Genomic DNA, 25192 nt, shown 5'->3' with positions numbered 1-25192 from the left:
AGAGCACGACAAAAAAGAGACACAATGAGCACAGAGGGCCAGCCCGAAAACGGTACGATTCAAGCCTGGAAAGCATCGCGTTCCGGCGCTTGGGCGGGGCGCGGTTTTCACTACCAACACCTGATTTCAACCCTTATTCTCATACGTCAGTGGGCCGGCCTGGCGCCGTCTGGTTTCCTCGTTCCTGAGGGATTAGAGGACTGCGTCGTTGAGCTTGCGGGCCGCGACATATGGATTCAAATAAAATCGCGTAAAGAAAGCACATTCAGCAGCACCGAAGTGCATGCGATCCTGGTAGCCACTCATGCTAAGGCCGCAGCAGTCAAAGGTACGAAAGAAAAATCCACTGCCGTTGTTCTTGAGAATCCGCGAACCGACTACAATGAGGCCAGCATCGACCAGCTCTTCACAGGCAGAGCCCGTTCCGTAATTGCCTGTGCACGGCCGGGCGAGGAATGTGTAAAGGTGCTTTCGCGAGAGCTTGGCACAGCGGAAGTCATTGCCGATGGCATTGTCAGCGACCTTTACAGACTGGTTGCCGACGCGTCTCAGGCCAACGGATTCTTGCCCTTTGAAAAAAGGCGGCGGATCTCCACCACCGAGGTCGAACGGCGCATCCTTGAACGTTTGGAGGCTGAAGATCCTTCAGCGATAAATCGCGCCATGGCTTCCGGCGTTATCGAACCGGTCGAATTTGAGAATCCCATTAGCGAGCCTGCATTCTATCAGGGTGTAAAGGTCAGGCCGGGGCACATCGCTGCAGGGCTCGTACTAGACCGCCCGGACGATACGGGTAGCGTTATCCGCACGCTTAGGCGGCAACGGCATGTTCTCGTATCGGGTCCGTCCGGCGCTGGTAAGTCAGCGGTTATGTGGCTGTGTGCCAAATTTCTCTCTGGTGAACTCAGGTGGTACCAGATCAACCCGAGAGCCTCGTTCGCCGACGCTGATTCCATTATTCGCTTTGTGCGGGCCCGCCGCCCAACCGAAAACTCGCCAATCGGTTTGGCATTCGATGACGTTGGTTCATCGAACAGTGACCTGTGGAACGTGCTCGTCCGCGAACTAAGGGGTGTCCCTTCCGTCTATTTTCTTGGCTCCTTGCGCCAAGAGGATGTGGCACTTATCGTCAACAAGTCCGACACGAAGTTCATACCCGTAAGTCTTGATGAAAAACTGGCCGAGGCTGTGTGGCGAAAGCTCAATGCCGAGAAACGGACAATCTGGAGCCACTGGCGTGAACCCTACGAGCAGTCTCAAGGCCTTATGCTCGAATATGTGCACGTCCTGACTCAGGGCCAGCGGCTTGCCGCCGTGATTGGCGAACAGATTCAGCAACGGCAGCAACAAAAGCGTCATGATGAACTGGCAATCATAAGAAGCACTGCCGTGCTTTGCGCTCATGGCGCAGAGGTTCAGGCGCGCGACCTGTTCGAGCTGCTCGGTATCAAACCCGACGACGCTAGTCGTGCGCTCTCGCGGCTCATTGACGAGCACCTGGTGAAAGAAAACCGTCCCGGTGTGTTGGGCGGGCTTCATATGCTGCGCTCGCAGGCTTTGTGCAACGCATCACACGATGAGGCTGCATTGTTGAGTGCGGACTCGCTGTGGCAGAGCTTGCCGGCCGTGACCAGTGACACCTTGCCGACGGCGGTTCAATCGATTCTCGCGAAGGTGCGGGACGAAGACGAAGGAACTGCCTTGCGCCGACTGGCGGAAATGCTTCATTCCAGTTCCGACGTTGATCGATGGGTAGCCATCCTCACCGGGTTGGGACTGGCGACAGTGGAACGTTGCGTAATTTTGTTCATGAAGCTGCTTGAAAGGCACGGAGTCCAGCGTGCTCAGTGGTCTCTAGCGTCGATGTTTTCCGACCCGCACATCGACATTCCCGATCTTTCGCAATTTGAGCAGTGGCAAGGCATTCGAAACGCTGTTCTTGCGTTCCGCGCCTTGCCAAAGGACGACCTTCGGCCTGCCTGCTTGGCGCACCTTCCCAAAGGAAGTGTTGTGCCGTCCTGCCAGAATCTGCAGCAGGTCAACAAGTTCCTCTCATGCCTCGCTCCTATATGCGGGGGTGAATCCGTGAGGCTCACGATCTCGCCGGACTTGGCTGGCGATGGAGAGCAGGATATTGGTCTGGTCTCGGCCGTGCTGGCCACCGCCCATCTGGTCGGACCCGATGTGGCCGAAAATCTGGTACAAGCGTTCGGTGGCGAGGAGGTTCTGTTTGGCTGGTTTCGGTCGCAAACACCTTGGGTGATCACGCCGGTAATTGACCCCAACGGAACGCATGGACGTACAGTGCGTTCGGATTGGTACTACGTGGCTGAACAAGAACAACTTGACCCCCATGAGACCCTGTGCAACATCTGCGAGACTCTGATCGCCATATCACCAGAGTCGGAGGCGGCGGCATCGGACGCGATCAATCCACAGGGTCGGCCCATCACCGTCGGGGACCACAGGCCCTGGTCAAAGAATATGCCGAGGCATAACATTCCCGCTAAAACCCGCGTTGCGTGGAATGTAGCTTTTCGACAAATCCTGCTCGCCCGATCAGCTTCGGAAAGCCTTACCGACTATGCTCGGAAAATGGCCGAACTGGTAAGGCGCACCGAGAAGGTCTTTCGATTCTTCACTGAGAAATGGATCAAAGGTAAGAGCATTTCGAACGCGGACTCGCTGACTGTTGAAATCAATGAAATTGTCCAGGCGGTAAACGCACTTTCTTACGCTGCACCCGAGACGCCCACATCGGAGATGACGACGCCGGCGCAGGGTGCCGGAAACGATGAGTCTCTCGGGGCGCTTCTGACCGGTGTGCTCGGGAATCTATTAAGTCGAATGAGCAGAATTCCCAGTGAAGAGCGCGCCAAGGGTCCTGCCACCTTCGCGGGGACCCTAGCAGCACAAGCGCGTGAGCATGGGCGTTCGACAATATGGCGGACATGTGCAGAGCCGCCACTGCGTGAACTTGACGCTTTAGCAAAGCGCCTTGGCGACATTGCCTGCATATTGCATGAAATGGCGCATGACGGTGGACAGCCGTCAACTCAGGGGATTGTCAAGGCGGCGCGTAATGGCAACTTAGGCAAAGCAATCCATGCGGCCGCCCTCCGATGCCGATCACTTGCCGATCAGCGGTTTCACAGGAGGCTGCGAGCCCTGGAAGGTACGCTCAAGCAGAAAGGCTGGAATGCGCGGTGTTGGTCCCGCCCGGTTAACGAGGCGGACAGCGTGTACTGGCCAGCCCGGGAAGTCGCCGTTCTTATTGAAATAACAGATTTTGAGGCGGACGCACAGTATATCGAAGACGCTCTGGCGATGGGACAGCGTCATCTTGAAAACGACTGGCGATTTAGAGTGGTACCGGTCATCAATGGCTATGTATTGCCAACCTTGGCTCTCCTTCCGTCGTCACATACACCGCTGCCTGATCATGACTTTGCGGAGGCCTGGAAGGAACACATTAACCGCCCGTTCTTTTCGTCTCAAATCGTGGACAGATTTGACGAAGCGTTGGCGGCCTGCAATCAGTTATCAGGGATATTGTCCTGCCGCGATTTCGAGAATCTGCACGCCAAAGAAAAAAGGGCGTTTTCGCAGGCCCTTGAGTCGTTCGAGCACAATCGTGATCTTGTCGCTGAGGTGGCTGAAAGCACCGGCTCCGCGCATCTGGCTTGGGCACGCAACTACCTGAACGAGACCTGGGACCAGATTGCCCGTGAGTTTGAGTCTGCAACGGCCGGGCACCCCGTTACCCAGCCGCTCAGCCTGAATGCCCATCTTGCACTTGCCGGACAGGCGAATGACCAAACAATGGAACTCGCCGCGGTGCGTATTTTTTTGCTGCAGGCTGAGAGCATGAGCGCAGTCGAGCCCACTTGCGTTCCGCCGTCAGGAGCGTCGTGACCGATGGCATGCTCACTGTCGCCAAGGGAAGTCGTTATCGGCAACATGACCGGGGTGTACCGGAATGGGTGATGAGACCATGGCGATGAGGGCGCCCTATCTTTGCACCACCTATATCATCCTATCAGCGGCCTCAGGCCAAACGACGAAGACGATCATTCAGGACGACGAGGCCGCCCGAAAGGCGGGGCTGCCTGGAGCGCCACGGAGCATCACTATAGGCACGAAATCCCCGAACCAGCGTTGTCGTTGCGCTGTTTTTCGATGTATTTCGGCAACGCGGCCTGCTGTTGCCGTGGCCGCGCCATTGGCATCGCGGCCTCGAAATGATCGATGGGTAGGTGGGTCCGATAGCTTACGCTGGGGTCGCACCCGGCAAGGCGGACGTATCGACGCTTCCGGATTCAGGGTTTGCATCGAGATGGGTGAGGATCCTTCCGATCACCGCTGGATCCTCGATGCAGGCAATGAACCGCATGGCCACGCGGCAGGTCCGGCAGGACCGCATATGCATCCACCAGAAAACTGGGTCCGAGCGTCAGGTTTCCGTGCGCCCGCAGCCACTCACCCGTCACCGCTGACTGACCGTTTAGGGTCGCCAAGAGACAGCCATTGGCAGGGCTCGGCCCAAACCGGGTGCCCATCCTTACCGCCTGCGGGTCCGCAATGAGATGTCCTGCGGACCGCGAGGCCGGTGCGTGATTTCGCATTGCGCCTGAGGGCGTTGGACTGCCCCGACCGGCAGCACCATGCCGGCGGTTACGGCCTGCTTCAGGAGGCGGCGGCCCGCGCAACGATATCCGGGTACTGCCCGATCACGCGCACATAGGCCACGGCGAAATCCGGAGCCGTGGCGCGTGCTTGCTCCCAATCCCGCAAGGTGCCAACCGGCACGCGAAACCGGCGCGCGAACTCGGCTTGCGAGAGGCCAAGCCCGCTGCGTGTCTTGCGGATCAGCCGCGCACGCTGGCCGCGGTCCAGCGCCTCAAGCGGTACGTTGAAATCCTCTGGGTCCGCCGGATCAGCAGCCAGAACGATAGGCTCTTTCTTCACCTGTGTTGCTCCTTCGCACGGAAATGAAACGGGGCAGGTCGTCCCGCCAGACGAAAACGCCGGTAAACAGCTTGTTCTCCACCAAACCGATCACCTTGAATCGCTCCTCCCCGTCGATCTCGCGGATCGCAGGGGAGCATAAGGTGATCGTCGTCCTCGAGAGTGCGGTCGCCAACGGCCAGAGAAAGCTGGTGCTTGATCTGATTGACCGCATCCTTCGCGGGATCGAATCTGTCTTCCATAGCGGAAATATACTGGATTTCCGTAGTGGATGCAAGGCGAGACATACGGGTTCCCCGTATTCCTGCCGCCAATGGCGTGACGATGCGACAGGTGTTTTCAGGCTCCCTTGATGACCGTACCGGGTAAGCAACCGGTCACTCGTACGAAGCCCCTCGGTGAACGCTTTGGCTCGGCTTCTGCCAGCAACATGTTGGGGGTTGGTGGTTGGAATCTTGACCCTGGGCCGACAGTGGCTATCGTGAGCCAGCGACTCGTAACCGGCACGTTACCGGCCGCCCCAAGAGCCGGTGGTGGCGCTTGTCCGCGCCACGGGGATCTTCTACTCTGCAATGGTGGTGGGCATGGTGGCGACTCAAGTGAGCGAACTGCACCGAATCACGATCGATCCCGACGTCTGCGGAGGACGCCCGTGCGTGCGGGGTCTGCGCATTCGGGTCAAGGATGTCCTGGATCTTCTGGCTGCCGGCGCCTCACACGAGGAGGTGCTGCAGGATTACCCCTATCTTGAACCGGAAGACATTGTCGCCGTTCTGGAGTATGCCGCTCGTCAGAGTGACCATCCTGTGCTGTCCGTTGCCTGATGCACTCTCTGGTAGATGCGCAACTGCCCCCGGCACTTGCCCGGTGGTTAAGCGCCCAGGGCTGTCCAGCCGACCACGTCGCCGATCTCGGGATGGAAGCTTCGCCGGATCGAGTGCTTTGGGAGTGGGCATCGAAAGAGGATGTGGTGATTGTCACCAAGGACGAAGACTTCGCCATCTGGTGAATCGCGTCCAGCGCCAGAACGCCACCGGTCGTGTGGCTCAGAATGGGTAACACTCGCCGGTCGGAATTACTGGAGCGGATGGGGTTTCTGTTGCCTCAGGTCTTGGCCGGCTTGGAACGCGGCGAGGCGCTGATCGAGATTCGTTGATGGTGTTGGAGATCATGGGTAGCACCTCTCGAATCGGGCTTGCTTCGACCGTTGACTTGACCCTTGACCAGCCTTTGAGGACTCAGACACGTGACGGACCGGCTCCCCGGACAACAGGAGGCGCGCGTAGTGCAGGCAGGCCACGATGTCCTCGCGCTCCAGTTCCGGATGGTCGGCGATGATCTCATCCATCGTCATGCCCGACCCCACGAGGTCCAGCACCACTTCGACAGGCCAGCGCATGTGTCGAACACAAGGCTTGCCGTGGCAGACCTCCACGTCCAGGGTGATGCGACTCAGCTCTGCCACCGGGGCTGCGCTCTGGTGCAGCTACGGGTGAACGATGTGGCCCTCGGCGGCGAAGTCCAGACCCGTGCCAGCGTAGTCCAGCAGAAGACCCGTGAACCTGTCCGCTTCGAACTCACCGCCTTCGAGGAGACTCACAGGAGCAACGCCTACGCCGTCTTCCTGGGGGCGAAAAGCGAGATATCCTGAGGCACTGGGGGTCAGCCGGCGTAGCGCTCGCCAAGCTTGAGCAGCAGGACCCAGCGGGGATCCCGCATGATCTTCTCGCGCTCCGGACTTTGCACCCGTCGGATCGGCTGCGGAGCCCCGCTTTCCCCGGCGCGGCTCGCCAGCATCTCGAGCCGCTCGGGATTTGCGCCGTACCGGTCCACGAGCTGCTGCCGCAGTGCGGGGTCGAGCGGCAGGTGGTAAAACGTGCTGAGCTGCGCGGCCAGCCGCTCCGCCATGCGCCCGAGATCCTGACGCACCTCCTTGACTACCGCAGCCCCCAGACCCGCACGCGCTTCCGCGCTCAAGTCGGCCTGCATCCCGCCCAGCCAGGCCGCCGGCGATGCCTGGATAGCGCGCTGAATGGCCAGGTCCGTGAGGTCCAGGGAATCCTGCAAGAACGTAAGCAGCTGCAGCCCCAGGCGCCGTATCTCGTCCCGGTCGAGCCGCTGGTCGGCAAAGTAGAGCCCGCGCTCGTCGATCTGAAGTTCGAGATCGTCGACCAGATTGCAGACCCCGCGCGCGAAGGCGAGCTTCGCGTCATCTGTCAGCGCGATGACGTCTTCCTGGATGTGCAGTCCTTGCGCCGACGGGCGTCGGAGCCACCAGCGCCGGCGCGCGGGATGGATCTTCTGCTGGCGCGCTTCCCAGTGCTCGATCGACGCGTCGAGGGCCCGGCTGGCCTCCAGCCACTGGTCGTGCTCGTCGCGCAAGAGGCGCACGCCGTTCAGAACCCGGCCCAGGCGCCGCGCCGCCCGGGTCCCGCGGAGTGGCCGGTGCGCAATCAGCCGCTCCAGTGCGTCGAGAATCTTCTGCGCCAGGACAACAGGGTCACGGCGGATGTCCGAGCGCTGAATCTGGCTCCCCGGCAACCCGACCAGGCTCAGACCAAGCGAGCGCAGGCGGCCGTCCACGCGGGCCTGGGCGAGGCGATAGCGGGCCCGGGTGGTCTCGACCGCATCCAGCGCACGCGCAACGCCCCACCGGCCCTTCCAGGTGAAATGCAGGTAACGGATCTCCCGGCCGCTGAGCAGTTCGAAGGCAAGCACGATCAGCTCCTGGACGTCCGAGACGGGCAGGTCCACGGGGTCATCCTGGTCCGCGGCAGCGAGCAGTCGCTGCAGGAAGCCTTCACGCCGTGGTATGCCGTCGTCCTGGCTCGGCGCGTTTCCCTGCAGCCGCTCGCGCAGCGCATCAGCCAGCTCCGGCGCCTCGGCGTGTACCCGTTCCAGGGCCGCCAGACGCGCCTCGGCCGACGCCTCCACGAGGTCGCGCACCCGCGAGTGCAGACCGAACCTTCGGTACACCTCGATCTGCTGCGCCATCTGCGCAAGTCCCGTATCGCCGGAGAGTTCGCTCACGGCCAGGGCGAGGGTCTCGGGTCCGAGATCGAGCTCCTGCAGCAGCACCCCGGCGGCAAGGCGTCGCCGGCGTTCCAGTGATTCCGCGGCGAGATCGGTATCCCGGATTGCGAAGAGCAGATCCGGCAACAGGTCGATCGTGCGGCGCAGCTTCTGCGCCGCCTCCTGCTCCCGCCGCTCGATCACCGCAACCGAGGCAAGCTTGCTGCCCAGACCGATCAGGCCCAGAAACAGCGTAAAGAACACAAAGTAGATGACGTTGCGCGCCGGCGCGAATTCGCCGAAGCCCAGCAGGTAGCCACCCTGCATCGCGATAAAGGTGGCAGGCCCCGCCACCCACAGAATCTGCAGAGCGTTCAGCAGCCACGGGACGCGGCGCGCGCTGGCGCTGATCTCCGCAATGCGGCTGCGACCCTCGATCTCGATCCGAAGCCCGCTGGCCTCTTCGTCGCTACGCCCCGTGGCCTCCCTCGACCCTCGCATGTACATCCGCCCCCATGGTCGAGGTCGTGTCCTGTGGCTTGCCTCCGACCGGTCCGGAACGATCCCGCTGGCCCTGGAATACTCTATACCGAAATACTGACCAATGGGCCATGCATCTCCAGCGTTGCCGCATAGCCCTGAGGAAGCGCTGAATAAGGCCAACCTGGCTTTACCAGCGCACCCTGCGCTGCACAGGCAATTTGCATCTCGCTTCAGCGTTTCCTTAATACCCTGAGTCAGGACACTAGCCGTCCGATCCCTCCGCACGGTCTCACTGCGTGCGCCAGCGCCGTATCCGCGCTACTGCTGGCTGGCGGCCAGCCGGTATCCTGCCGTATGCCTTCAGGGCACAGCCACCGGGGTTGAATGAGGACGAGGGCGTCAGGCGATCAGCGCTCCAGGCGGCATCGGGCTCTCCGGTAACGCGAAGGCTTCATAGGGGGCCTCTTTTGTCTTCAGGTAATCGAGGATCGCCTGAATGACGAGCGGATTCTCAATAGGTGATGATTCGCACCGTCCGCCACAGACCCGCCAGGTGAACCATAGTTCACTCGTGGTCACAAGCTTGCGCGTCGTAATGCAGACATTCCCTTACCGGGCTGGAATTACCCAGAAACTCGGCATCAACCTAGAAGGCGACGGACATGCTGCCGCCGACGCTCCATGAGCGCTGGGAAGTGTTCCTCAACGATTTGGTAGAGGAGGGTACGCCCCGGGCGGTGGCGCACGTACGACGGCCATCCACACCCTTGCTGGGGTCCCTGCCAGCCGCCAACGGCAATATGGTCGCATCCGTGCGAGATTCTGCTGGCCACACCGCTCAGTACTCCACCCGGGTGACCCGCGCGTGAAAGAACGGGGCGTACTCGGGGGTACCGTAGAGGTTACCGATCTCCATCGTGGTGGGGATGGTGAAGCCCTGATGGGTGCCGTACGCGAGCATCCGCCCGCCGAAGGGTTGCAGGCGATAGGTCCGTTCCGGGTTGGCGTCGGACCAGCGCAGCGTGGTCATCTCGAGCACCCGGCCGGCGGCGTCGAAGGTGAGGTGGATCGGCTCGACGCCGGGCACCTCCGGGAACCGAACCTTCGCCCGATCCGTCCCCGTCTGCGTCCATACCGCCCCGGACTGCGGCAACAGCGCGGCCGGTGCCCACACGGTCTCCATCACCATGCGCGCAGCGGCGGCGCGGCCGTGGTCCTCGGTGTCCGCGATCCGGGCGACCGGCAGCACACCCCACAACCGGAAGCGCGTCCAGCTCGTGTGGCCGCTCCAATAGCCATCTGAGCCCGAGAAGCGGATCCAACCCGCGCCGGCCCGTGCGCGCCAGACGAACCCGTGCGGCGGGGCCAGGATCTGGTCGGCGCGCATGGGCAGCTCGCGGCCATTCAGGATCAGCGAGCCTTCCATTTCGAGCCGAGCCACCTTGTGCAGCGGCGTTCCCGGCGCGATGGCATTCGCGAAATAGCGTTGTCCGGTCTCGGGCAGATCGGCAACCATGGCCGGGTCGTAGTGCCTGGGCGCGAGTTCCCGCTGGCTCAGCAACGCGTCCCAGACCGTCTGCGCGTTTCGGACGTCGCGGGCACTGGTCCACAGGCCCATCGCGATTCCCGTCACCCCTGCAACCACGGCGACCCATCCCACCGTCTTGAGCGCAAACCGCGCGAGCGCCATCCAATCCTCCGAACATTCTGCGTAGGGCAACCCAAGGTGGCGCCAACGCAATCCATCTTTCCGGCTGCCCTGTTGCTATAGCATGCGACATGGTCGCCGGCAGCGTCTTTTTTGAGTGGTCCTACCACACGGTGGAAACGGAGCCGGTGACGGTCTTCCCCGATGGCTGCCGCGATGTGCTGCTCATCGACCCACCGGGAGCACGGGCGTTCGTCACCCTGACGTCGTTCGATTTCCGCCCCCGCCACGTCGCGCTGCCGCGCGGGACGCAGATCACCGGCTACCGGCTCCGCCCGGGATCTGCGGTGGATCAACCGGTACTGGACGCAATCGCCGCCGACCCTGCCGCCGCTCTCGAGACCTTGAGCCATGACATCGGTGCGGCTGACGACGTTGGTGCGGTGATCGACGCGCTGGCGCTTGCAGGAATCAGCGTGAGTGGCGCGGCCAGGAGCCTCGGCACATCGGTGCGAACCCTGCAGCGGCACCTTGCGGGGTTGCAACTACCGCCTCCTGATTACTGGCGCCTCCTGGCGCGAGCACGTCGTGCAACCGCCATGCTCGCGGACCACACCTCCTTGACCGATGTGGCCCATTCCGCCGGATTCACCGATCAGGCCCACATGACGCGCGAATTCGTGCGCTGGTTCAGCCAGACGCCGGGCGGCCTGCGCCGTCAGCCCAAGGTGCTGAACACGTTGCGTCAACCGGCACTTGGCAACTGGACCGGCGAACAGATTTCCACCAGATAGCCGTTGACGTCGCTGACGTAGGCAGTGGTTTGCCCCCACGGCTCTTCCCGCACCTCCTGCTCCAGGGCCGCACCTGCCGCCAATGCACGGTCCAGGGCCGCATGCACGTCATCGGTCTCCAAGGCCAGCTCAAACACCGGCGTCTTGACGTCGGGCCTGCCGGGAGCCTTCCCGAGCTGCTGCATCAGTCGGCGGGACGAAAACGCCAGCTTCGTCTCGCCCGTCGAGAGCTCGCCGTAGTCGCCCGACGGATGAAGGAATGCCGTTTCCAACCCGAACGCGCGGCCATAAAAATCGAGCGTGGCGGCGACATCACCGACATAAAGGATCGTGTAGCGAAACTTCACTGGCTTCTCCCGTGGCTTGGATCGCGAACCAATCTATCCCGATGCTCGCCCGACGTCTTGAACGATCGCGACACAGGCCGACCGCCCGTAAGCGCACATTCTGCGACATCCTATCGCTGGGGTCCGCCGCGGCCTATACGCTGGTCACCATCGAGGAACCGGTGGGAGGTAGCAGCATGAGCCATGATTTGCGCCATGCGTGCACTGTGCGTCGTGACCGCGCCTTGACCGCCGATCCGATGCGGCGGCACGCTCTCTGAAGCCCGGCGACGGAGTTTCCGCACTCGATCGTCAACCGGGCGGCTGGCTCGTGCGAGTCCGGCGTGTTCGAGCCCCCGTATGCGTGGCTCGCCCATCATCCCCGCTCGCGTGGCCATGAGCTCGCGCTGATCCTCGGCGACGACGGCCGGACCGGCGTGCTGATCGTGCCCGACGAGCCGGCCGTGGATCCGGAGGTCCGTGCCTTCTGCCGAGCGCACGCAAAGAGGGTCGCGCCTCCCTGCGCGTTTCCCCGCTCACCGACTCGTGCGCCCCGCTTCCGGCGGCGGCAAGCACGAGGCAGGGGAGCTATTGCCCTTCGCCTCGCTCAGCGCCAGCAGGAGTCCTGCGCGGGGGCGGTGTGTCGCCCGGCTCCAGCGCAGTGCTCGTGCCGACGTTCACGATACTGGTACGGCTGTTCCACCAGCGCCCACTGGAATCGAGTCGGCTCGGCGGGGACGCAACCTGGTGGCCATCCTCGTTCGTGGCGTTCACATTGCCCGACGGTGGCCCTGTCTGCGCCTGGCCCATGGTGACGCCTGCTAGAGCAATCGCCCCGGCCACAACGAGGGGAAATCCGATTCGGGACACGGTCCGTCGATTCTTCATGGCACGCAGCTCCCATCGTCAGCATGGTACGAGTATAGGAGGGAGAACCGACGCTTCCAGAAAGGGACTACTTGTTGTACAGAGATGAACGTCGGAACCAACGGCGCTTTGCCGCACGAGCTTCTCTGGACGCGGGCATACCATGGACGCGGTGGTCGTGGGGGCCGGGAGTGGTCGTGACCCCATTCGGGCCGTGGCAGGGACCAGCAGCAACGAACGCGCGCACCCCGAAGCACCGGACCGCCCGATGCGGTCCGGACCGAGCGAATACCGAGCAAGGACCCCAAGCCGCGGTCCACTACCCCGGATGCCACGAGGCGAGACCGGACCCATTCGCTCCCGACAAAAACCCCTTGCCTATTCACGTTTAATGAGCTATTGAATAAAAACGAGCGTTTGGCACTCACAACTGCCCGCATCGCGGCCGATCTTCTGGCGCCAAGGTGCAAGGCAAATGATCCGTGGAGGGTCGACATGGCGCCCACAGTCCGAGTCTTTGCAAGCGCAGCGTTGTCAGTTGGAATCCTAGGCGGGATATCCTCCGCGCAAGCGTCCCAACTGATCTTTCCGTACATCGTCGGCAGCGCGACAGTCACGACCATTCTGACCGTGGCCAACACCACACCACCTGGCCACCCCGGGGGCGGAGACGCCGCGCTGCATTACACCTATATGTACAAGACCGGTGCTACAGCGGTCATGAACGACGCCTTGTGTTCCCGCACCCCCACGACCATTCTCAGTTCTGCAACCAATGACGTTCAGAGCTTCGATGTCAGCGGCCACTTCGGTTCGGCTACCCGCGGAGTGCTGTTCAACGACCCCTCCAACAATAACAACTGGGACAGTGGCGCACAGGATTGGGCTTCACTTTCCGGGCTGGAGCCGGTGCGTGCCTACGGCGTGATCCACAACAACAACGACGACACCGGCGCAACGTTTCCCGCTCCGTATCTGTATGGAGAGGCTTTTGTCTTCGAGTTCGGCAGTGGGGCCGCCTGGGGCTACCAGGCGCTCGAGGATAAAGGTGCCGGGGGCACGGTGGATTTGGCGCCTTTCGCACTCGGAAACCGCCTCCCATTTACCTTAGGGGTACCGACAGGCCGTTTCACCTTCATGCCAACGACCGAATTTGTAACGCGGTTTTTCGTGACACCCGTCACAACAGAAATGGCGAATGTCAACGCGCAAAGTCGAATGAGGGTTTTTCCGTGGGTAGAGGATCCGGATGTCGCGGGGTATGACCGCGACGCGAATCCGATCCCCGGCTTTGTACCTCAGGACGTCACCTGTATAGGAGCAGTCGACATTGAATCAATGCTGTCGAGTTCCGCTGCCACTGCCCTTCAGCATGGTGGCTGGGCCTACCTGGCAACCATTCCGCCGGACAGTGACTTGCCCGGAACCGTACCCACCGTGACCGCGAACGTGATCAAGCTTGAATACAACAAGGGGGCGACATTCAACGGCGAGCCGATTGGTGGTGTTTTCAACAATGCCTACCAGATGCGGGGCATACGCGGCATGTACCCTGAGTAGCCGCTCACACGCCTACTTCACTCCAATTCCCTTGCTTCACTCTAATTCCCCGGTGCCCCTTTTTGGTGGGTGGCACTGGGGATTTTTCAGGCGGCCTGATGATGCCATTCCTTCATGTTTCCCTGCTGGTTCTCTGGGGGCTTTCCTTCGCATACCTGCCTTCCGGACTTGCAGCGACCTCTCCCGCGAAGCCCGCGCAGGGGGGAATCGAAAGCGAGGAACTGACCCCGGTACTGGATGCAGGCGCAGTCTGGTCTGCACGCCAGGATTCCCGGCAGCGACTGTGGCTTGCATTTTATGGCCCCAACGGCGAACTGTCGCTGCGACAGCCCGGCGGCACACTCATGGCGGTCGCTTCGCCCGAGGAGGGTGAGCGACCATCGGGATTACACCTCGCGCCCCTTGGGGAAGACATGGGGTTGCTCTGGCGAGACACATCCACGCCCCGGCAGCTGCGCCTGCTGAATAGCCGAACACCGGACGACGTTCAACGCATAGAGCCCCCCTTTCCGCCGCTGACCCGTCTGCAGTTCGCACGGAAGGGCGACAAAACACTGGTGCTCTGGTATGCGGACCAAACAGGGAGACCAGGGCCGGAAGACCGCTACCGGGTTTTTCTCCAAACGCGGGACGACCATTCTGGACGCGTAACCACGCATGGGGTGTTCCCGGGTTTTTTTCCCCGCTGGATCCTCGGATCGGGTAACGATGTCGGCGTATTCACCTGGCTCCGCAATGACGATCGCATCGAAATCATGATGCGCCGACTGGAGGGCGACATGGAGGAATTCACCCCTCACCAAGTCGTCGCGTCGCCTCAACGGATGACCCCGATTTTCCGGACGTTCTCCAGCGGAGACCGATGGTTCGTCGTCTGGGTAGCACAATATGGCTCGCGGGGAACGGAGTTCCTTCTGGAAGGCGCATGGTCCGATGATCGTGGAGATTCCTGGCAAGCATTTTCCGTTGAATCGCTCCGCGGGCTCGACGTATCCCACCTGGATATCGCTACACACGACGGCACGCACATTGCCCTGGCGCTTAGCGGCAGCTATCGCTTTCAGGATCCGGGAGCACGCGAGGACGTGTACCTGGTGCTGTCGGCGAACAATGGCGAAACCTGGGATGAGCCGCAGCGGCTACGCCCCGGGGACAGGCGCGCATTCCATGCGCGCAACCCCGGCGTAACATTCGGCCCAGGGAACGACGAAATCCTAGTGGTCTGGGAGGACTGGGCGACCATCCGCCCCTCCATCATGGGCGCCCACAGTACCGATGCCGGTCGAACCTGGGTCTCGTTGCAGCTGAACACGCCCTCCTCCGATCGCAATGAGCGGCTGGCTCCGCAAAGTGGGGTCCTGTTCCCAAGCGCTTCCGGATATTCCTGGATCAGCGAGCGCTTCGATGACACTCTCACCGGCAAAGTGCTCGTTCAGCACGAAGTGCGCCATGCAGACCTGCCCGCGTTGACTCCCGCCGAAGATCCCGAAGATACCGCCGAGAGTTCGCTGCGCAAGCGTGTAAAGACTTACTGGGAGGCAATGCGCCAGCACGATTTCGAAACGACACACGAGCATCTCGACCCGTTCTTCCGCGCCCGCTGGCCGCAACCCCTCTACAGGCAGCGCATGGGGTTGATCCACTACCACCATGTCGAAATCACCGCTATCGACCAGAACGGCCCATTGGCCGACGTACATATCCGGTTCACAGCCTCGGTTCCCGAGCGGGAGTTTCGAGGGCACCGGCTCTCGCAACCGGAACGCGAAATGGAAACGACGGAGCGCTGGCTGCGAATTGATGGGAACTGGTACCGGGAGATGCGCGAGGAATCCACCGGAATCCGGTACACGCAATACTAGCGGGCCTGCGGGGAATTCTTCACCCGATCGCTCCGGCACCTACGCTGGCGTGCAAAGAAAACGTTTGCAACAGGTTGACGATCACTCGCTTCGACGCGCCGGGCTGTACCCCATGGACGCCGACCGTCCCGCATGGCCCACTTGCCGGATCTAGCGGATGGGTCGAGTGTGCCAAACAATTATTGGCGAAAGCCGCGTTCTATAGTACGACCGCGTCACGACTCATGACGCAGCCGCTCATACATCGGGACAGGTGAGGATACGCCTGCGTCCCAATCCGCCCCCAGCTTCAGGCAAGTGTTCTGCCGGGGGGACGGGGGAGACGGCCATCGCCGCCCCACACTGGCCGGTCAGCGGGCTGCGCTGAGTGCACGTACGCGCTCGTCGGTGGCGGCAATCTGGCTGCGGGTCAAGCGCTGGCGGGCCTCAGCCATGCGTTCCTCGTTGCGTGCAAGGCCATACCAGAGATACGCCTCTTCGGCATCCCGGTCCACGCCGCGTCCAACCAGGTACAGATCGCCCAGGCGAGTCTGCGCCCGCGCCTCCCCCTGTTCGGCTGCGGCCCGATACCAGCGAGCCGCAGCACGCAGGTCGGCACGGACGCCCTGCCCGAACTCGTAGGCCTGACCCACGGAATACTGCGCACTGGCATTCCCGAGGTCCGCTGCAAGACGGTAATGCTCCAGGCTCTTCTGCGGGTCGGCCTCGACCCCCAGGCCCACCGCGTACATGTAGCCGAGATAATGGTGCGCGTCGGCGTGGTCGCGGTCGGCCGCACGCTGGAACCAGCGCACCGCCTGCCGCGGATCCTCGGCCGTACCTCGTCCCAGGTAGTTGGCCACACCGACATCGTACTTGGCCTCCACCTCGCCTTTCGACGCGGCTCCTTCGCGGATCTCGTACCAGATGCGCAGCAACTCCTGCTGGCGTTCCTCCGCACTGGGTGCCTGCGCCAGCACCGGCGAAGCGAAACCACCGGCGAGGAAAAGGGCCAGTGCCAGTACCCCGGGAATCCTGTTGCTCATGCCTGCACCTTCCTGAATGTCGTTCTGGATGTGTTGACCAACCCATTGACTGATCGCCAGAGACTAGCCGCAAACCGGAGCCACCGCAAAGGCCTCATCCGTTGCAGACGCGCTGCTACCGAGACATCCCGCGCCCGGCTCCACCCGGAGCCGGACCCCGCCCCGTCCGGGGGTTGCTCAAGGGGCCGTCCGCAGCGAGAACACCCAGGCATCCTCGCGGCTCTGTTCCCCGGGATAATAGCGGGGACGCGTGCCAATGTGTGCGAAACCTTCGGAACGATACAGCTTGACGGCCGCCACGTTGGACGGACGCACCTCGAGGAACACGGTCTCGCCTCCCCGACACCGCACGTCGGCGATCAGGCGCCGCAACAGGAACCGGCCCAGCCCCTGCCGCTGCCGGCGCACGTCGACCGAGAGGTTCAAGAGGTGTGCCTCACCGGCCGCCAGCGTCAGCACTGCATGGCCGACCAGATCGCGATCGAGTTCCAGCACCCGGCAGTCGTAGCCGACGCGCAGGCAATCGCGAAAGATGCCCTCGGTCCAGGGAAACGGGTAAGCACGACGCTCGATCTCCATGACCCGGTCGATGTCTTCGGGCCGCATCGGGCGCACCACGGGCTGGGGTTCGACGCGCGCGTTCATCGACCGACGGTTTCCACGCTCCCCGGGCCACAACAGCCCGCGCGCAGGCGGGAGTCGACAATGCTCAGTCCGCAGCCAGACATGCGCGGGCACGCAGCAGATCCTGCCAGGCCTTGGCCTTCTCGGTCGGCGAACGCAGCAGGTAGGCAGGGTGATAGGTCACCACCAGCGGCACACCGCCGTACTCGAGTTCGCGGCCCCGGAGCCGGCCCAGTGGAGCGTCGGTCGCCAGCAATGCCTGCGCCGGCACCCGGCCGACGGCGACGATCACCCGTGGACGGATCAGTTCGATCTGCCGGTCCAGGTATCCCCGGCAGGCGGCGGCCTCCTCGGCCTTGGGATCGCGGTTCCCCGGCGGGCGGCACTTCAGGATGTTGGCGATATAGACATTCTCGCCCCGGCTCAGCCCCAGCGCCGCCAGCATGTTGTCGAGCAGCAGCCCCGCGCGCCCCACGAACGGCTCCCCGCGACGATCCTCCTCGGCCCCGGGCGCCTCGCCGATGAACAGCCAGTCGGCGTCGGGGTCGCCGACGCCGAATACGGTCTGCGTGCGTCGCGCCGCCAGTTCGGCACAGGCCTCGCAGGCCGCGACCCGCGCGCGCAGGGCCTCCCACTCGAGTTGTGCCACGGGCGGCAGGGTTTCGGCCGAAGGGGACGGTGGCGCCGGGGTATCGTCGGCACGCGGCGCGGGTTCGTCCCCGATGTCTGGCACGGGTATTTCCGGCTGCTCCGGCGCTGGCCCCGGCATTGCGTTGCTACGGCCCTCCACAGCGTCGGTGCCGGCGAGCGTTGCCGGCGGGTCCGGGCGCTCGCGCGGCACCCAGACGGGTATCCCCAGCTCCTGCAGAACCTCGCGCTGTCGCCGACTCAGCGGCATCCGGTCGGTTCCTAGACGCCGTCGTGCTGGGGGTGCGCCCGCTCGGCCGGCACGGTCAGCCGGTTCAATGCGTGCAGGTAGGCCTTCACCGACGCGATCACAATGTCGGTATCCGCCCCCAGCCCGTTCACGATGCGCCCGCCCCGGGACAGACGCACGGTGACCTCACCCTGCGCGTCGGTGCCCGAGGTGATGTTGTTCACCGAGTAGAGCAGCAGCTCGGTGCCGCTGTTCACGATCGACTCCACCGCCTGGAACGACGCGTCGACCGGGCCGCTGCCTTCCGCAGCCCCGGACCGCAGCTGATCGTCGATCTCGAGTTGAATCTCGGCGCGCGGGGTGACGCCGGTTTCGGAACAGACGTACAGCGAGCGCAAGCGGTAGCGGTCGGATTCCTCGGGGGCCGCCTCCGACACCAGCGCCTGCAAGTCTTCGTCGAAGACCTCGTGCTTCTTGTCCGCCAGATCCTTGAATCGCGCGAAAACGTCGTCCAGCTGAGCGCTATCGAATTCGACCCCGAGTTCGAGCAGCCGGGTACGCAACGCATTACGCCCGGAGTGCTTGCCCAACACGATCCGGTTCGCGCTCCAGCCCACGTCCTCGGCACGCATGATTTCGTAGGTATCGCGGTGCTTCAGCACACCGTCCTGGTGAATGCCGGATTCGTGCGCGAACGCGTTCGCACCGACGATCGCCTTGTTCGGCTGCACCGGAAAGCCGGTCACGTTGGACACCAGCCGCGAGCAGGGCACGATCTGCGTGGCGTCGATGCGGGTCTCGACCGGGAAGATGTCCTGCCGCGTGCGCACCGCCATCACGATCTCCTCCAGCGAAGCGTTGCCCGCGCGCTCGCCCAGGGCATTGATCGTGCACTCGACCTGGCGCGCGCCGTTCAGCACCGCAGCCAGGGAGTTGGCGACCGCCAGCCCGAGGTCGTTGTGACAGTGCACCGAGAACACCGCCTTGTCCGAATTCGGAACACGTTCCAGCAGGGTCGCAATGGTCGCCCCGAACTGTTGCGGAATCGCATAGCCCACCGTGTCCGGGATGTTGATCGTGCGCGCGCCAGCGTCGATCGCCGCCTCGATCACCCGGCACAGAAAATCGATCTCGGAACGCCCGGCGTCCTCGGCCGAGAATTCGACGTCGTCGGTGTGGTTGCGCGCGTGGCGCACCGCGGCGATCGCGTGCTCGACGACCTGGTCCGGGGTCATGCGCAGCTTGTGCTGCATATGGATCGGGCTGGTCGCGATGAAGGTGTGGATGCGCGGAGCGGTCGCGTCCTTCAACGCCTCGGCGGCGCGATCGATGTCCGGGGCGCGGGCACGCGTCAGCCCGCAGACGCGGCTGTCCTTCACCGCGCGCGCGACCGCGCGCACCGCTTCGAAGTCGCCGGGGCTTGCGGCCGGGAAGCCGGCCTCGATCACGTCCACCCGGAGCTTCTCGAGCAAGTGTGCGATGCGCAGCTTTTCCTCGCGCGTCATCGACGCGCCGGGGCTTTGTTCGCCGTCACGCAGGGTGGTATCGAAGATGATCAGTCGGTCTTGGGTCATGTCTCGCTATTCCGCCACTCGAGGGATCGTTTTCGTATCCGCGTAGCTTAACGTGAAAATACAACCACGGAAGGCACGGACAAGGGCCGAAGGCGTTCTTTGCCACGGATGCACACGGATGTTTCTTGGTTGAAACCCTATCCGTGTTCATCCGTGTGCATCCGTGGCTAACCTTTTTCATCGTTCGGGGTGGCCCGGAGCCATGCCAGCTAGCGTGAAAGTCACGGCCTGTCTCGTGTCCCTGGCGACCCGTAGGGCGGAATAGCGCAGCGTCATCCGCCGCTCGGCGTTCGCGCATCCCCGGCGCCCGCGGCACCCCAGGCGCCGGATGGCGGATGACGGCCTTCGGCCTCTTCCGCCCTACGCCTCTTTCAGCATCGGGGGTGGCCACACGGACCGAGTGTCGGACGCTGACCCGGTCGGGTTCGCGGCCGACGTCCTGCCCGCCGGGGCCGAGGCGCTGACGCACGGCTCAGGACGACTTGCGGCTACGGTGGCGCCGCCAGCGCTCCAAGGTGAGCAGCGGCCCCGACAACGCGTACAGCGTAAAGCCCGCGAGCAATACCTTTGGCGGGTCCAGCGCAGCCAGCATCAGCACGCCGACCACGGCGAGCATCACGAAGAACGGCACCCGGTGGCGGAAGTCCATGTCCTTGAAACTGAAATAGGCCAGGTTGCTGACCATCAGCACACCGGCCAGCACCGCCACCAGCAGCGCCAGCGCCATCAGCACCGCCGGATTCTCGGCGAACGCCCCCATGTCCTCGATCACCCAGACCGTACCGACCACGAAGGCCGCACTCGCCGGGCTCGGCAGCCCCTGGAAGAAACGCTTGTCGGCGACCGCGAGACGGCTGTTGAACCGCGCCAGCCGGAGCGCGGCGGCCGTGGCGTAAAAGAACGCCGCGACCCAGCCCAGATTCCCGAGTTCGTGCAACTGCCAGAGGTAGACGACCAGCGCCGGAGCGAGACCGAACGCGACCAGATCCGAGAGCGAGTCGTACTGGGCACCGAATTCGCTCTGGGTGTTGGTCAGCCGCGCCACCCGTCCGTCGAGCCCGTCCAGCACCATCGCGACGTAGACGGCGATCGCCGCGGTCATGAAGTCGCCGTTGATCGCCGAGACGATCGCGAAAAACCCGGAGAAAAGCACCCCGGTGGTGAACAGGTTGGGCAGCAGGAAGACCCCGCGCCGACGCCGCGCGTCGGATTCGGGTCCGCCAGGCAACTCGGCGCTCATCCGCCGGGTTCCCCGGTTGGTCGCGCCGCGTGTCCGGGCAGATCACCGATTCGATCCATTCCGGCGAACACGCGTTGCCCGGGCCTCGCCGTCAGCGCCGACTTGGCCGGAACCCACAGGGTCACGGTGCTGCCGAATCCCGCGAACCCAAGCCGCTTTCCGCGCCCGATCCGGCTGCCGGTCACCGCGCCGACACGAACGAAGCGCGGCCAGCGGCGCAGGTCGAACGCCAGCGAAAAGCCTTGCCCCTCGTCGGTCTCGAAGGCAAACCCGAGCTGACCGTTCAGCTGGGGATCGACCGGATCGCCGGTGTCCCTGCCGGGCCACGCGCGGCGCAGCAGCTTCGCCTCCTGCGGGGCATGCAGATGGTATTCGCCCAACGCCCGCTGGCGGATCACGATCCGCTGCGCCGGTTTGCCGGTGAACGGATCGGTGCCCTGATCGAGCGACTGCACGACACCGTCCACCGGGGCCAGCAACCCCAGCGCGTTGGCCGGCGGATCCCGGCGCACGAAATCGCGGAACACCAGCAGCAAGGCCACCGCCAGCGTCACGAGAAACGCCCCGGGCTCGGTGTAGCCGAACAGCAGCGTGATCACCGCAAGCCATGCGGTGCCGACGACGAACAGCCTTCCTTCGGGCGCTATCGGAAACATCGGAAACTCGGTTCGGATTCGCGGCTGGAGGCGGCGGGAACGGAACCGCCCCGACCTGCCGGGGCGGCCGGGCCGCCGCGGATCAGTTGCGGCTCTTGTCGACGAGCTTGTTCGCGGTGATCCAGGGCATCATCGCGCGCAGCCGCTCGCCGACCTGTTCGATTGGGTGCGCCGCATTCAGCCGCCGGTACGCGGTCATCGAGGGATAGTTGGTCGCGCCTTCCTGGATGAAGGCCTTTGCGTACTCGCCGGTCTGGATCCGGTGCAATGCCTCGCGCATCGCGTAGCGCGACTCCTCGTTGATGACCTTCGGCCCGGTCACGTACTCGCCGTACTCGGCGTTGTTCGAGATCGAGTAGTTCATGTTCGCGATGCCGCCTTCGTACATCAGGTCGACGATCAGTTTCAGTTCGTGCAGGCACTCGAAGTAGGCCATCTCCGGCGCGTACCCGGCCTCGACCAGTGTCTCGAAGCCGGCCTTCACCAGCTCCACCGCACCGCCGCAGAGCACCGCCTGCTCGCCGAACAGGTCGGTCTCGGTCTCGTCCTTGAAGGTGGTTTCGATGATGCCGGTGCGGCCGCCGCCGATCGCCGAAGCATACGACAGCGCGGTGTCGCGGGCGCGCCCGGAGGCATCCTGGAACACCGCGATCAGGTCCGGGATGCCGCCGCCCTTCACGAACTCGCTGCGCACGGTGTGGCCAGGGGCCTTCGGCGCGATCATGATCACGTCGAGATCGGCGCGCGGCACGATCTGGTTGTAGTGGATCGCGAACCCGTGCGCGAACGCCATGGTCGCGCCCTGCTTCAGGTTGGGCTCGATCTCGGTCTTGTACAGCCGGGCCTGGAATTCGTCGGGGGTCAGGATCATCACCAGGTCGGCCGCGGCCACCGCTTCGGGGACATCGGCGACCTTCAGGCCCGACTGTTCGGCCTTGGCGCGGGAGCCGGATCCGGGGCGCAGGCCGACGGTGACGTCGACACCGGAATCCTTAAGGTTGTTCGCGTGGGCGTGGCCCTGCGAGCCGTAGCCGATGATCGCGACCTTCTTGCCCTGGATGATCGAGAGGTCGGCGTCTTTGTCGTAGTAGAGGTTCATGTTCGTGTTTCCTTGTCGCCCAAAATGAACACGGCCGCCGCAGCGGTGGCCGTGAGATTCGTCCAGTCCAGCCCAGGCCGGTCGCGCGCCAGTATAGGGCTTTGTCGCACGCGTGCCGAGATCGCTCGAGCGCACGGAGCCGTCCCCGCGGACCGGCTGGTAGGGCGGAAAAGCGCAGCGTCATCCGCCATGCAGCGTTTGCGGAACCCAAGCGTCCGGATCGGACCCCGCGCCGAACGGCGGATGACGGCCTTCGGCCTTTTCCGCCCTACGCTGCGGCCCAACCGCATCGCTTACAGGTGCAGCGCCACGTCGCCGCGGGCGATGCCCATCACGCCCGAGCGCACGACCTCCATCACCGGAAAACCCTGAAGCGCCTCCAGGAACGAATCCAGCTTGCTCCCGTGGCCGGTGAGTTCGATCACATAGGTTTCCTGGGAGACGTCGATGATGCTGCCGCGGAAGATGTCGGTCAGGCGCTTCGCCTCTTCGCGGTCGCTGGCCTCGGCCACCTTGACCTTCACCATCATCATTTCGCGCTCGATGTGCCGGTAGGGCGTCAGGTCGATCAGGCGCACCACGTCGATCAGCTTGTTCAGCTGCTTGGTGATCTGCTCGATGATTTCCTCGGAACCGCTGGTCACGATCGTCATCCGCGACAGGCTGGGATCGTCGGTGGGGGCGACGGTCAGCGACTCGATGTTGTAGCCGCGGGCCGAGAACAGGCCGGACACGCGCGACAGCGCGCCCGATTCGTTCTCGAGTAACAGACTGATGATGTGTCGCATGCTGGTCCCTTTCCCCTACACCAGGATCATTTCGTTCTGGCCGGCGCCCGCCGGAATCATTGGGTAGACGTTCTCGGATTGGTCGGTGATGAAGTCCAGAAACACCAGCCGGTCCTTCATCGCCAGCGCCTCGCGCAATGCCCCCTCGACGTCGCCCGGCTGTTCGATGCGCATGCCGACATGCCCGTAGCTCTCGGCGAGCTTCACGAAATCGGGCAGCGCGTCCATGTACGACATCGCATAGCGGCCCTGGTAGAAGAACTCCTGCCATTGCCGCACCATGCCCAGGTAGCGGTTGTTCAGGTTCACGATCTTGATCGGCAGCTGGTACTGCAGGCAGGTCGACAGTTCCTGGATGCACATCTGGATGCTGGCCTCGCCGGTGATGCAGGCGACCGTCGCGTCGGGGTTCGCGAACTGCGCGCCCATCGCGAACGGCAGGCCGACACCCATGGTCCCGAGCCCGCCGGAGTTGATCCAGCGATTCGGCTTGTCGAAGCGGTAGAACTGCGCTGCCCACATCTGGTGCTGGCCGACGTCCGAGGTCACGATCGCATCGCCGCCGGTCAGTTCCCAGAGTTTCTGCACGACCAGCTGCGGCTTGATGATCGGCGACGCCCGGTCGAACTTCAGGCAGTCCTTCGCCCGCCATTCCTCGATCTGGCGCCACCAGGCCGCCAGCGCCTCCGCGTCGGGCTCGCGGTTCATCGACTCCAGTTCCCGGAGCATCTCGCGCAGCACCGGCTCGACCTGGCCGACGATCGGCACGTCGACCTTCACGTTCTTCGAGATCGACGCCGGATCGACGTCGATGTGGACGATCTTCGCGTAGGGGCAGAATTTCTCGATGTTACCGGTCACCCGGTCGTCGAAGCGCGCGCCGATCGCGATCACCACGTCGGCGTAGTGCATCGCCATGTTCGCCTCGTAGGTGCCGTGCATCCCAAGCATGCCGAGGAACAGCGGATCCGACGCCGGGAAACCGCCCAGGCCCATCAGCGTGTTGGTGATCGGGTAGCCCAGGCGGCGGGTAAACTCGGTCAACGCCTCGGACGCCTGCCCCAGGATGATGCCTCCGCCGGTGTAGAGCATCGGCTTCTGCGCCGACAGGATCAGGTCGAGCGCCTTGCGAATCTGGCCGCCGTGCCCGCGCGTGGTCGGATTGTACGAACGCATCCGAATCTGCTTCGGATATTCGAACACCGCGGTTTGCGCGGTCACATCCTTTGGAATGTCGACCACCACAGGGCCGGGCCGCCCGGTGGTCGCGACATAGAACGCCTTCTTGATCGTCGTCGCGAGGTCGTTCACGTCCTTGACCAGGAAATTGTGCTTCACGCAGGGACGGGTGATGCCGACCGTGTCGACTTCCTGGAACGCGTCGTTGCCGATCAGGTTGGTCGGCACCTGGCCGGTGAACACGACCAGCGGCACCGAGTCCATGTAGGCGTCGGCGATGCCGGTCACCGCGTTGGTCGCACCGGGGCCCGAGGTCACCAGCGCGACACCGCACTGATTCGAGGACTTCGCGTAACCCTCCGCCGCGTGCACCGCGCCCTGCTCATGGCGCACCAGGATGTGCGAGACCTTGTCCTGCCGGTACAGCGCATCGTAGATGTGCAGAACCGCGCCACCCGGGTACCCGAATACGACCTCGACACCCTCTTCCTGCAGGCAGCGGACAAAGATTTCGGCGCCGGTGATGGCGGTGGGCTTCGCGGAGGTCTCGGACATGGCTTCGATGGTTCCTGAGGGGTCAACGGCGCGATCGTGTTCGAACGCGGACATC

General features: G+C 63.6%; 20 protein-coding genes and 1 pseudogene. 7 read left to right on the top strand and 14 right to left on the bottom strand.

The genetic code is table 11. The features are described from left to right. Window positions 1–24 precede the first annotated feature (24 nt). Window positions 25–3915 (top strand): hypothetical protein, encoded by a 3891-nt coding sequence (locus THITH_RS18435; protein ID WP_006745855.1) that lies wholly within the window; start codon window positions 25–27, stop codon window positions 3913–3915. 771 nt (window positions 3916–4686) lie between these two features. Here the strand turns inward: THITH_RS18435 and THITH_RS03605 are convergent. Then, window positions 4687–4968, bottom strand: coding sequence for a helix-turn-helix domain-containing protein (locus THITH_RS03605; RefSeq protein ID WP_006745856.1), 282 nt, complete (start codon window positions 4966–4968; stop codon window positions 4687–4689). A gap of 599 nt (window positions 4969–5567) precedes the next feature. Between THITH_RS03605 and THITH_RS03600 the strand changes: the two genes are divergently transcribed. Then, window positions 5568–5792 carry a DUF433 domain-containing protein gene (locus tag THITH_RS03600; RefSeq protein ID WP_025367233.1) on the top strand — a complete coding sequence of 75 codons (225 nt, stop codon included), beginning with the start codon at window positions 5568–5570 and terminating at the stop codon, window positions 5790–5792. After that, window positions 5792–5977 carry a DUF5615 family PIN-like protein gene (locus THITH_RS18995; protein WP_006745858.1) on the top strand — a complete coding sequence of 62 codons (186 nt, stop codon included), beginning with the start codon at window positions 5792–5794 and terminating at the stop codon, window positions 5975–5977. Before THITH_RS03600 ends, THITH_RS18995 begins: the two co-directional genes overlap by 1 nt. A 159-nt stretch (window positions 5978–6136) precedes the next feature. Here THITH_RS18995 and THITH_RS03595 read toward each other — a convergent pair whose 3' ends face one another. From THITH_RS03595 to THITH_RS03580, 3 genes are all read right to left on the bottom strand, one after another. Continuing rightward, window positions 6137–6367 (bottom strand): DUF433 domain-containing protein, encoded by a 231-nt coding sequence (locus THITH_RS03595; protein ID WP_408645504.1) that lies wholly within the window; start codon window positions 6365–6367, stop codon window positions 6137–6139. A 263-nt stretch (window positions 6368–6630) separates the two neighbouring features. Then, window positions 6631–8481, bottom strand: a complete 1851-nt coding sequence (locus THITH_RS03585) for a hypothetical protein (protein WP_006745860.1) — start codon at window positions 8479–8481, stop codon at window positions 6631–6633. Between the two features lie 820 nt (window positions 8482–9301). After that, a complete protein-coding gene (locus THITH_RS03580) occupies window positions 9302–10153 on the bottom strand; it encodes a DUF6544 family protein (protein WP_006745862.1) in 852 nt (283 codons plus the stop codon). Window positions 10154–10242: 89 nt separating this feature from the next. Here THITH_RS03580 and THITH_RS03575 point away from each other — a divergent pair, with 89 nt between their 5' ends. Continuing rightward, on the top strand, window positions 10243–10905 hold the full coding sequence (locus THITH_RS03575) for an AraC family transcriptional regulator (protein WP_006745863.1): 663 nt from the start codon (window positions 10243–10245) through the stop codon (window positions 10903–10905). Here THITH_RS03575 and THITH_RS03570 read toward each other — a convergent pair. Continuing rightward, on the bottom strand, window positions 10857–11252 hold the full coding sequence (locus THITH_RS03570; RefSeq protein WP_006745864.1) for a VOC family protein: 396 nt from the start codon (window positions 11250–11252) through the stop codon (window positions 10857–10859). The genes THITH_RS03575 and THITH_RS03570 overlap by 49 nt on opposite strands. Window positions 11253–12593: 1341 nt before the next feature. Between THITH_RS03570 and THITH_RS03565 the strand changes: the two genes are divergently transcribed. Both THITH_RS03565 and THITH_RS03560 read left to right on the top strand, forming a co-directional pair. After that, window positions 12594–13658, top strand: a complete 1065-nt coding sequence (locus THITH_RS03565; protein ID WP_006745865.1) for a hypothetical protein — start codon at window positions 12594–12596, stop codon at window positions 13656–13658. A gap of 98 nt (window positions 13659–13756) precedes the next feature. Beyond that, on the top strand, window positions 13757–15520 hold the full coding sequence (locus THITH_RS03560; RefSeq protein WP_006745866.1) for a beta propeller repeat protein: 1764 nt from the start codon (window positions 13757–13759) through the stop codon (window positions 15518–15520). 350 nt (window positions 15521–15870) lie between these two features. On the opposite strand, the gene THITH_RS03555 is transcribed toward THITH_RS03560, so the two are convergent. The 4 genes from THITH_RS03555 to THITH_RS03540 all read right to left on the bottom strand — a co-directional run bounded on the left by THITH_RS03555 (window position 15871) and on the right by THITH_RS03540 (window position 19620). Next, the gene (locus THITH_RS03555; RefSeq protein ID WP_006745867.1) at window positions 15871–16545 is read right to left on the bottom strand and encodes a tetratricopeptide repeat protein; all 675 of its coding nucleotides are present in this window, start codon (window positions 16543–16545) and stop codon (window positions 15871–15873) included. Between the two features lie 177 nt (window positions 16546–16722). Next, window positions 16723–17190, bottom strand: coding sequence for a ribosomal protein S18-alanine N-acetyltransferase (rimI, locus tag THITH_RS03550; RefSeq protein ID WP_006745868.1), 468 nt, complete (start codon window positions 17188–17190; stop codon window positions 16723–16725). A gap of 64 nt (window positions 17191–17254) precedes the next feature. Beyond that, a complete protein-coding gene (locus THITH_RS03545) occupies window positions 17255–18067 on the bottom strand; it encodes a uracil-DNA glycosylase (protein ID WP_006745869.1) in 813 nt (270 codons plus the stop codon). Between the two features lie 11 nt (window positions 18068–18078). After that, window positions 18079–19620, bottom strand: coding sequence for a 2-isopropylmalate synthase (locus THITH_RS03540; protein WP_006745870.1), 1542 nt, complete (start codon window positions 19618–19620; stop codon window positions 18079–18081). Window positions 19621–19822: 202 nt separating this feature from the next. Here THITH_RS03540 and THITH_RS18990 point away from each other — a divergent pair. Continuing rightward, a pseudogene (locus tag THITH_RS18990) lies at window positions 19823–20011 on the top strand (hypothetical protein); the annotation flags it as partial. A gap of 81 nt (window positions 20012–20092) precedes the next feature. Here THITH_RS18990 and pssA read toward each other — a convergent pair. The 5 genes from pssA to ilvB all read right to left on the bottom strand — a co-directional run bounded on the left by pssA (window position 20093) and on the right by ilvB (window position 25137). Beyond that, window positions 20093–20860 carry a CDP-diacylglycerol--serine O-phosphatidyltransferase gene (gene pssA, locus THITH_RS03535; RefSeq protein WP_006745871.1) on the bottom strand — a complete coding sequence of 256 codons (768 nt, stop codon included), beginning with the start codon at window positions 20858–20860 and terminating at the stop codon, window positions 20093–20095. Further along, on the bottom strand, window positions 20857–21516 hold the full coding sequence (locus tag THITH_RS03530; protein WP_006745872.1) for a phosphatidylserine decarboxylase: 660 nt from the start codon (window positions 21514–21516) through the stop codon (window positions 20857–20859). The genes pssA and THITH_RS03530 overlap by 4 nt, the downstream gene beginning before the upstream one ends. 82 nt (window positions 21517–21598) lie before the next feature. Then, window positions 21599–22615, bottom strand: coding sequence for a ketol-acid reductoisomerase (ilvC, locus tag THITH_RS03525; protein WP_006745873.1), 1017 nt, complete (start codon window positions 22613–22615; stop codon window positions 21599–21601). Window positions 22616–22908: 293 nt separating this feature from the next. Beyond that, complete coding sequence (gene ilvN / locus THITH_RS03520) at window positions 22909–23403, bottom strand: acetolactate synthase small subunit (RefSeq protein ID WP_006745874.1); 495 nt, start codon at window positions 23401–23403, stop codon at window positions 22909–22911. Window positions 23404–23418: 15 nt separating this feature from the next. Further along, window positions 23419–25137 (bottom strand): biosynthetic-type acetolactate synthase large subunit, encoded by a 1719-nt coding sequence (gene ilvB / locus THITH_RS03515; RefSeq protein ID WP_006745875.1) that lies wholly within the window; start codon window positions 25135–25137, stop codon window positions 23419–23421. Between the last annotated feature and the right edge of the window lie 55 nt (window positions 25138–25192).

Origin of the sequence: Thioalkalivibrio paradoxus ARh 1 (assembly GCF_000227685.2) — a bacterium.
In the GTDB taxonomy this organism is placed as follows: Bacteria; Pseudomonadota; Gammaproteobacteria; order Ectothiorhodospirales; family Ectothiorhodospiraceae; genus Thioalkalivibrio; species Thioalkalivibrio paradoxus.
This window is presented reverse-complemented; position numbering and strand designations above follow the sequence as displayed.

What these genes read in the sequence shown, in the direction of transcription:
- ilvC (WP_006745873.1), bottom strand. Translation starts at nt 22,615, where the DNA reads ATGAACCTCTACTACGACAAAGACGCCGACCTCTCGATCATCCAGGGC.
- rimI (WP_006745868.1), bottom strand. Translation starts at nt 17,190, where the DNA reads ATGAACGCGCGCGTCGAACCCCAGCCCGTGGTGCGCCCGATGCGGCCC.
- THITH_RS03580 (WP_006745862.1), bottom strand. Translation starts at nt 10,153, where the DNA reads ATGGCGCTCGCGCGGTTTGCGCTCAAGACGGTGGGATGGGTCGCCGTG.
- THITH_RS03565 (WP_006745865.1), top strand. Translation starts at nt 12,594, where the DNA reads ATGGCGCCCACAGTCCGAGTCTTTGCAAGCGCAGCGTTGTCAGTTGGA.
- THITH_RS18435 (WP_006745855.1), top strand. Translation starts at nt 25, where the DNA reads ATGAGCACAGAGGGCCAGCCCGAAAACGGTACGATTCAAGCCTGGAAA.
- THITH_RS03530 (WP_006745872.1), bottom strand. Translation starts at nt 21,516, where the DNA reads ATGTTTCCGATAGCGCCCGAAGGAAGGCTGTTCGTCGTCGGCACCGCA.
- THITH_RS03555 (WP_006745867.1), bottom strand. Translation starts at nt 16,545, where the DNA reads ATGAGCAACAGGATTCCCGGGGTACTGGCACTGGCCCTTTTCCTCGCC.
- THITH_RS18995 (WP_006745858.1), top strand. Translation starts at nt 5,792, where the DNA reads ATGCACTCTCTGGTAGATGCGCAACTGCCCCCGGCACTTGCCCGGTGG.
- ilvN (WP_006745874.1), bottom strand. Translation starts at nt 23,403, where the DNA reads ATGCGACACATCATCAGTCTGTTACTCGAGAACGAATCGGGCGCGCTG.
- THITH_RS03595 (WP_408645504.1), bottom strand. Translation starts at nt 6,367, where the DNA reads ATGCGCTGGCCTGTCGAAGTGGTGCTGGACCTCGTGGGGTCGGGCATG.
- THITH_RS03585 (WP_006745860.1), bottom strand. Translation starts at nt 8,481, where the DNA reads ATGCGAGGGTCGAGGGAGGCCACGGGGCGTAGCGACGAAGAGGCCAGC.
- THITH_RS03540 (WP_006745870.1), bottom strand. Translation starts at nt 19,620, where the DNA reads ATGACCCAAGACCGACTGATCATCTTCGATACCACCCTGCGTGACGGC.
- ilvB (WP_006745875.1), bottom strand. Translation starts at nt 25,137, where the DNA reads ATGTCCGAGACCTCCGCGAAGCCCACCGCCATCACCGGCGCCGAAATC.
- THITH_RS03560 (WP_006745866.1), top strand. Translation starts at nt 13,757, where the DNA reads ATGATGCCATTCCTTCATGTTTCCCTGCTGGTTCTCTGGGGGCTTTCC.
- THITH_RS03545 (WP_006745869.1), bottom strand. Translation starts at nt 18,067, where the DNA reads ATGCCGCTGAGTCGGCGACAGCGCGAGGTTCTGCAGGAGCTGGGGATA.
- THITH_RS03575 (WP_006745863.1), top strand. Translation starts at nt 10,243, where the DNA reads ATGGTCGCCGGCAGCGTCTTTTTTGAGTGGTCCTACCACACGGTGGAA.
- pssA (WP_006745871.1), bottom strand. Translation starts at nt 20,860, where the DNA reads ATGAGCGCCGAGTTGCCTGGCGGACCCGAATCCGACGCGCGGCGTCGG.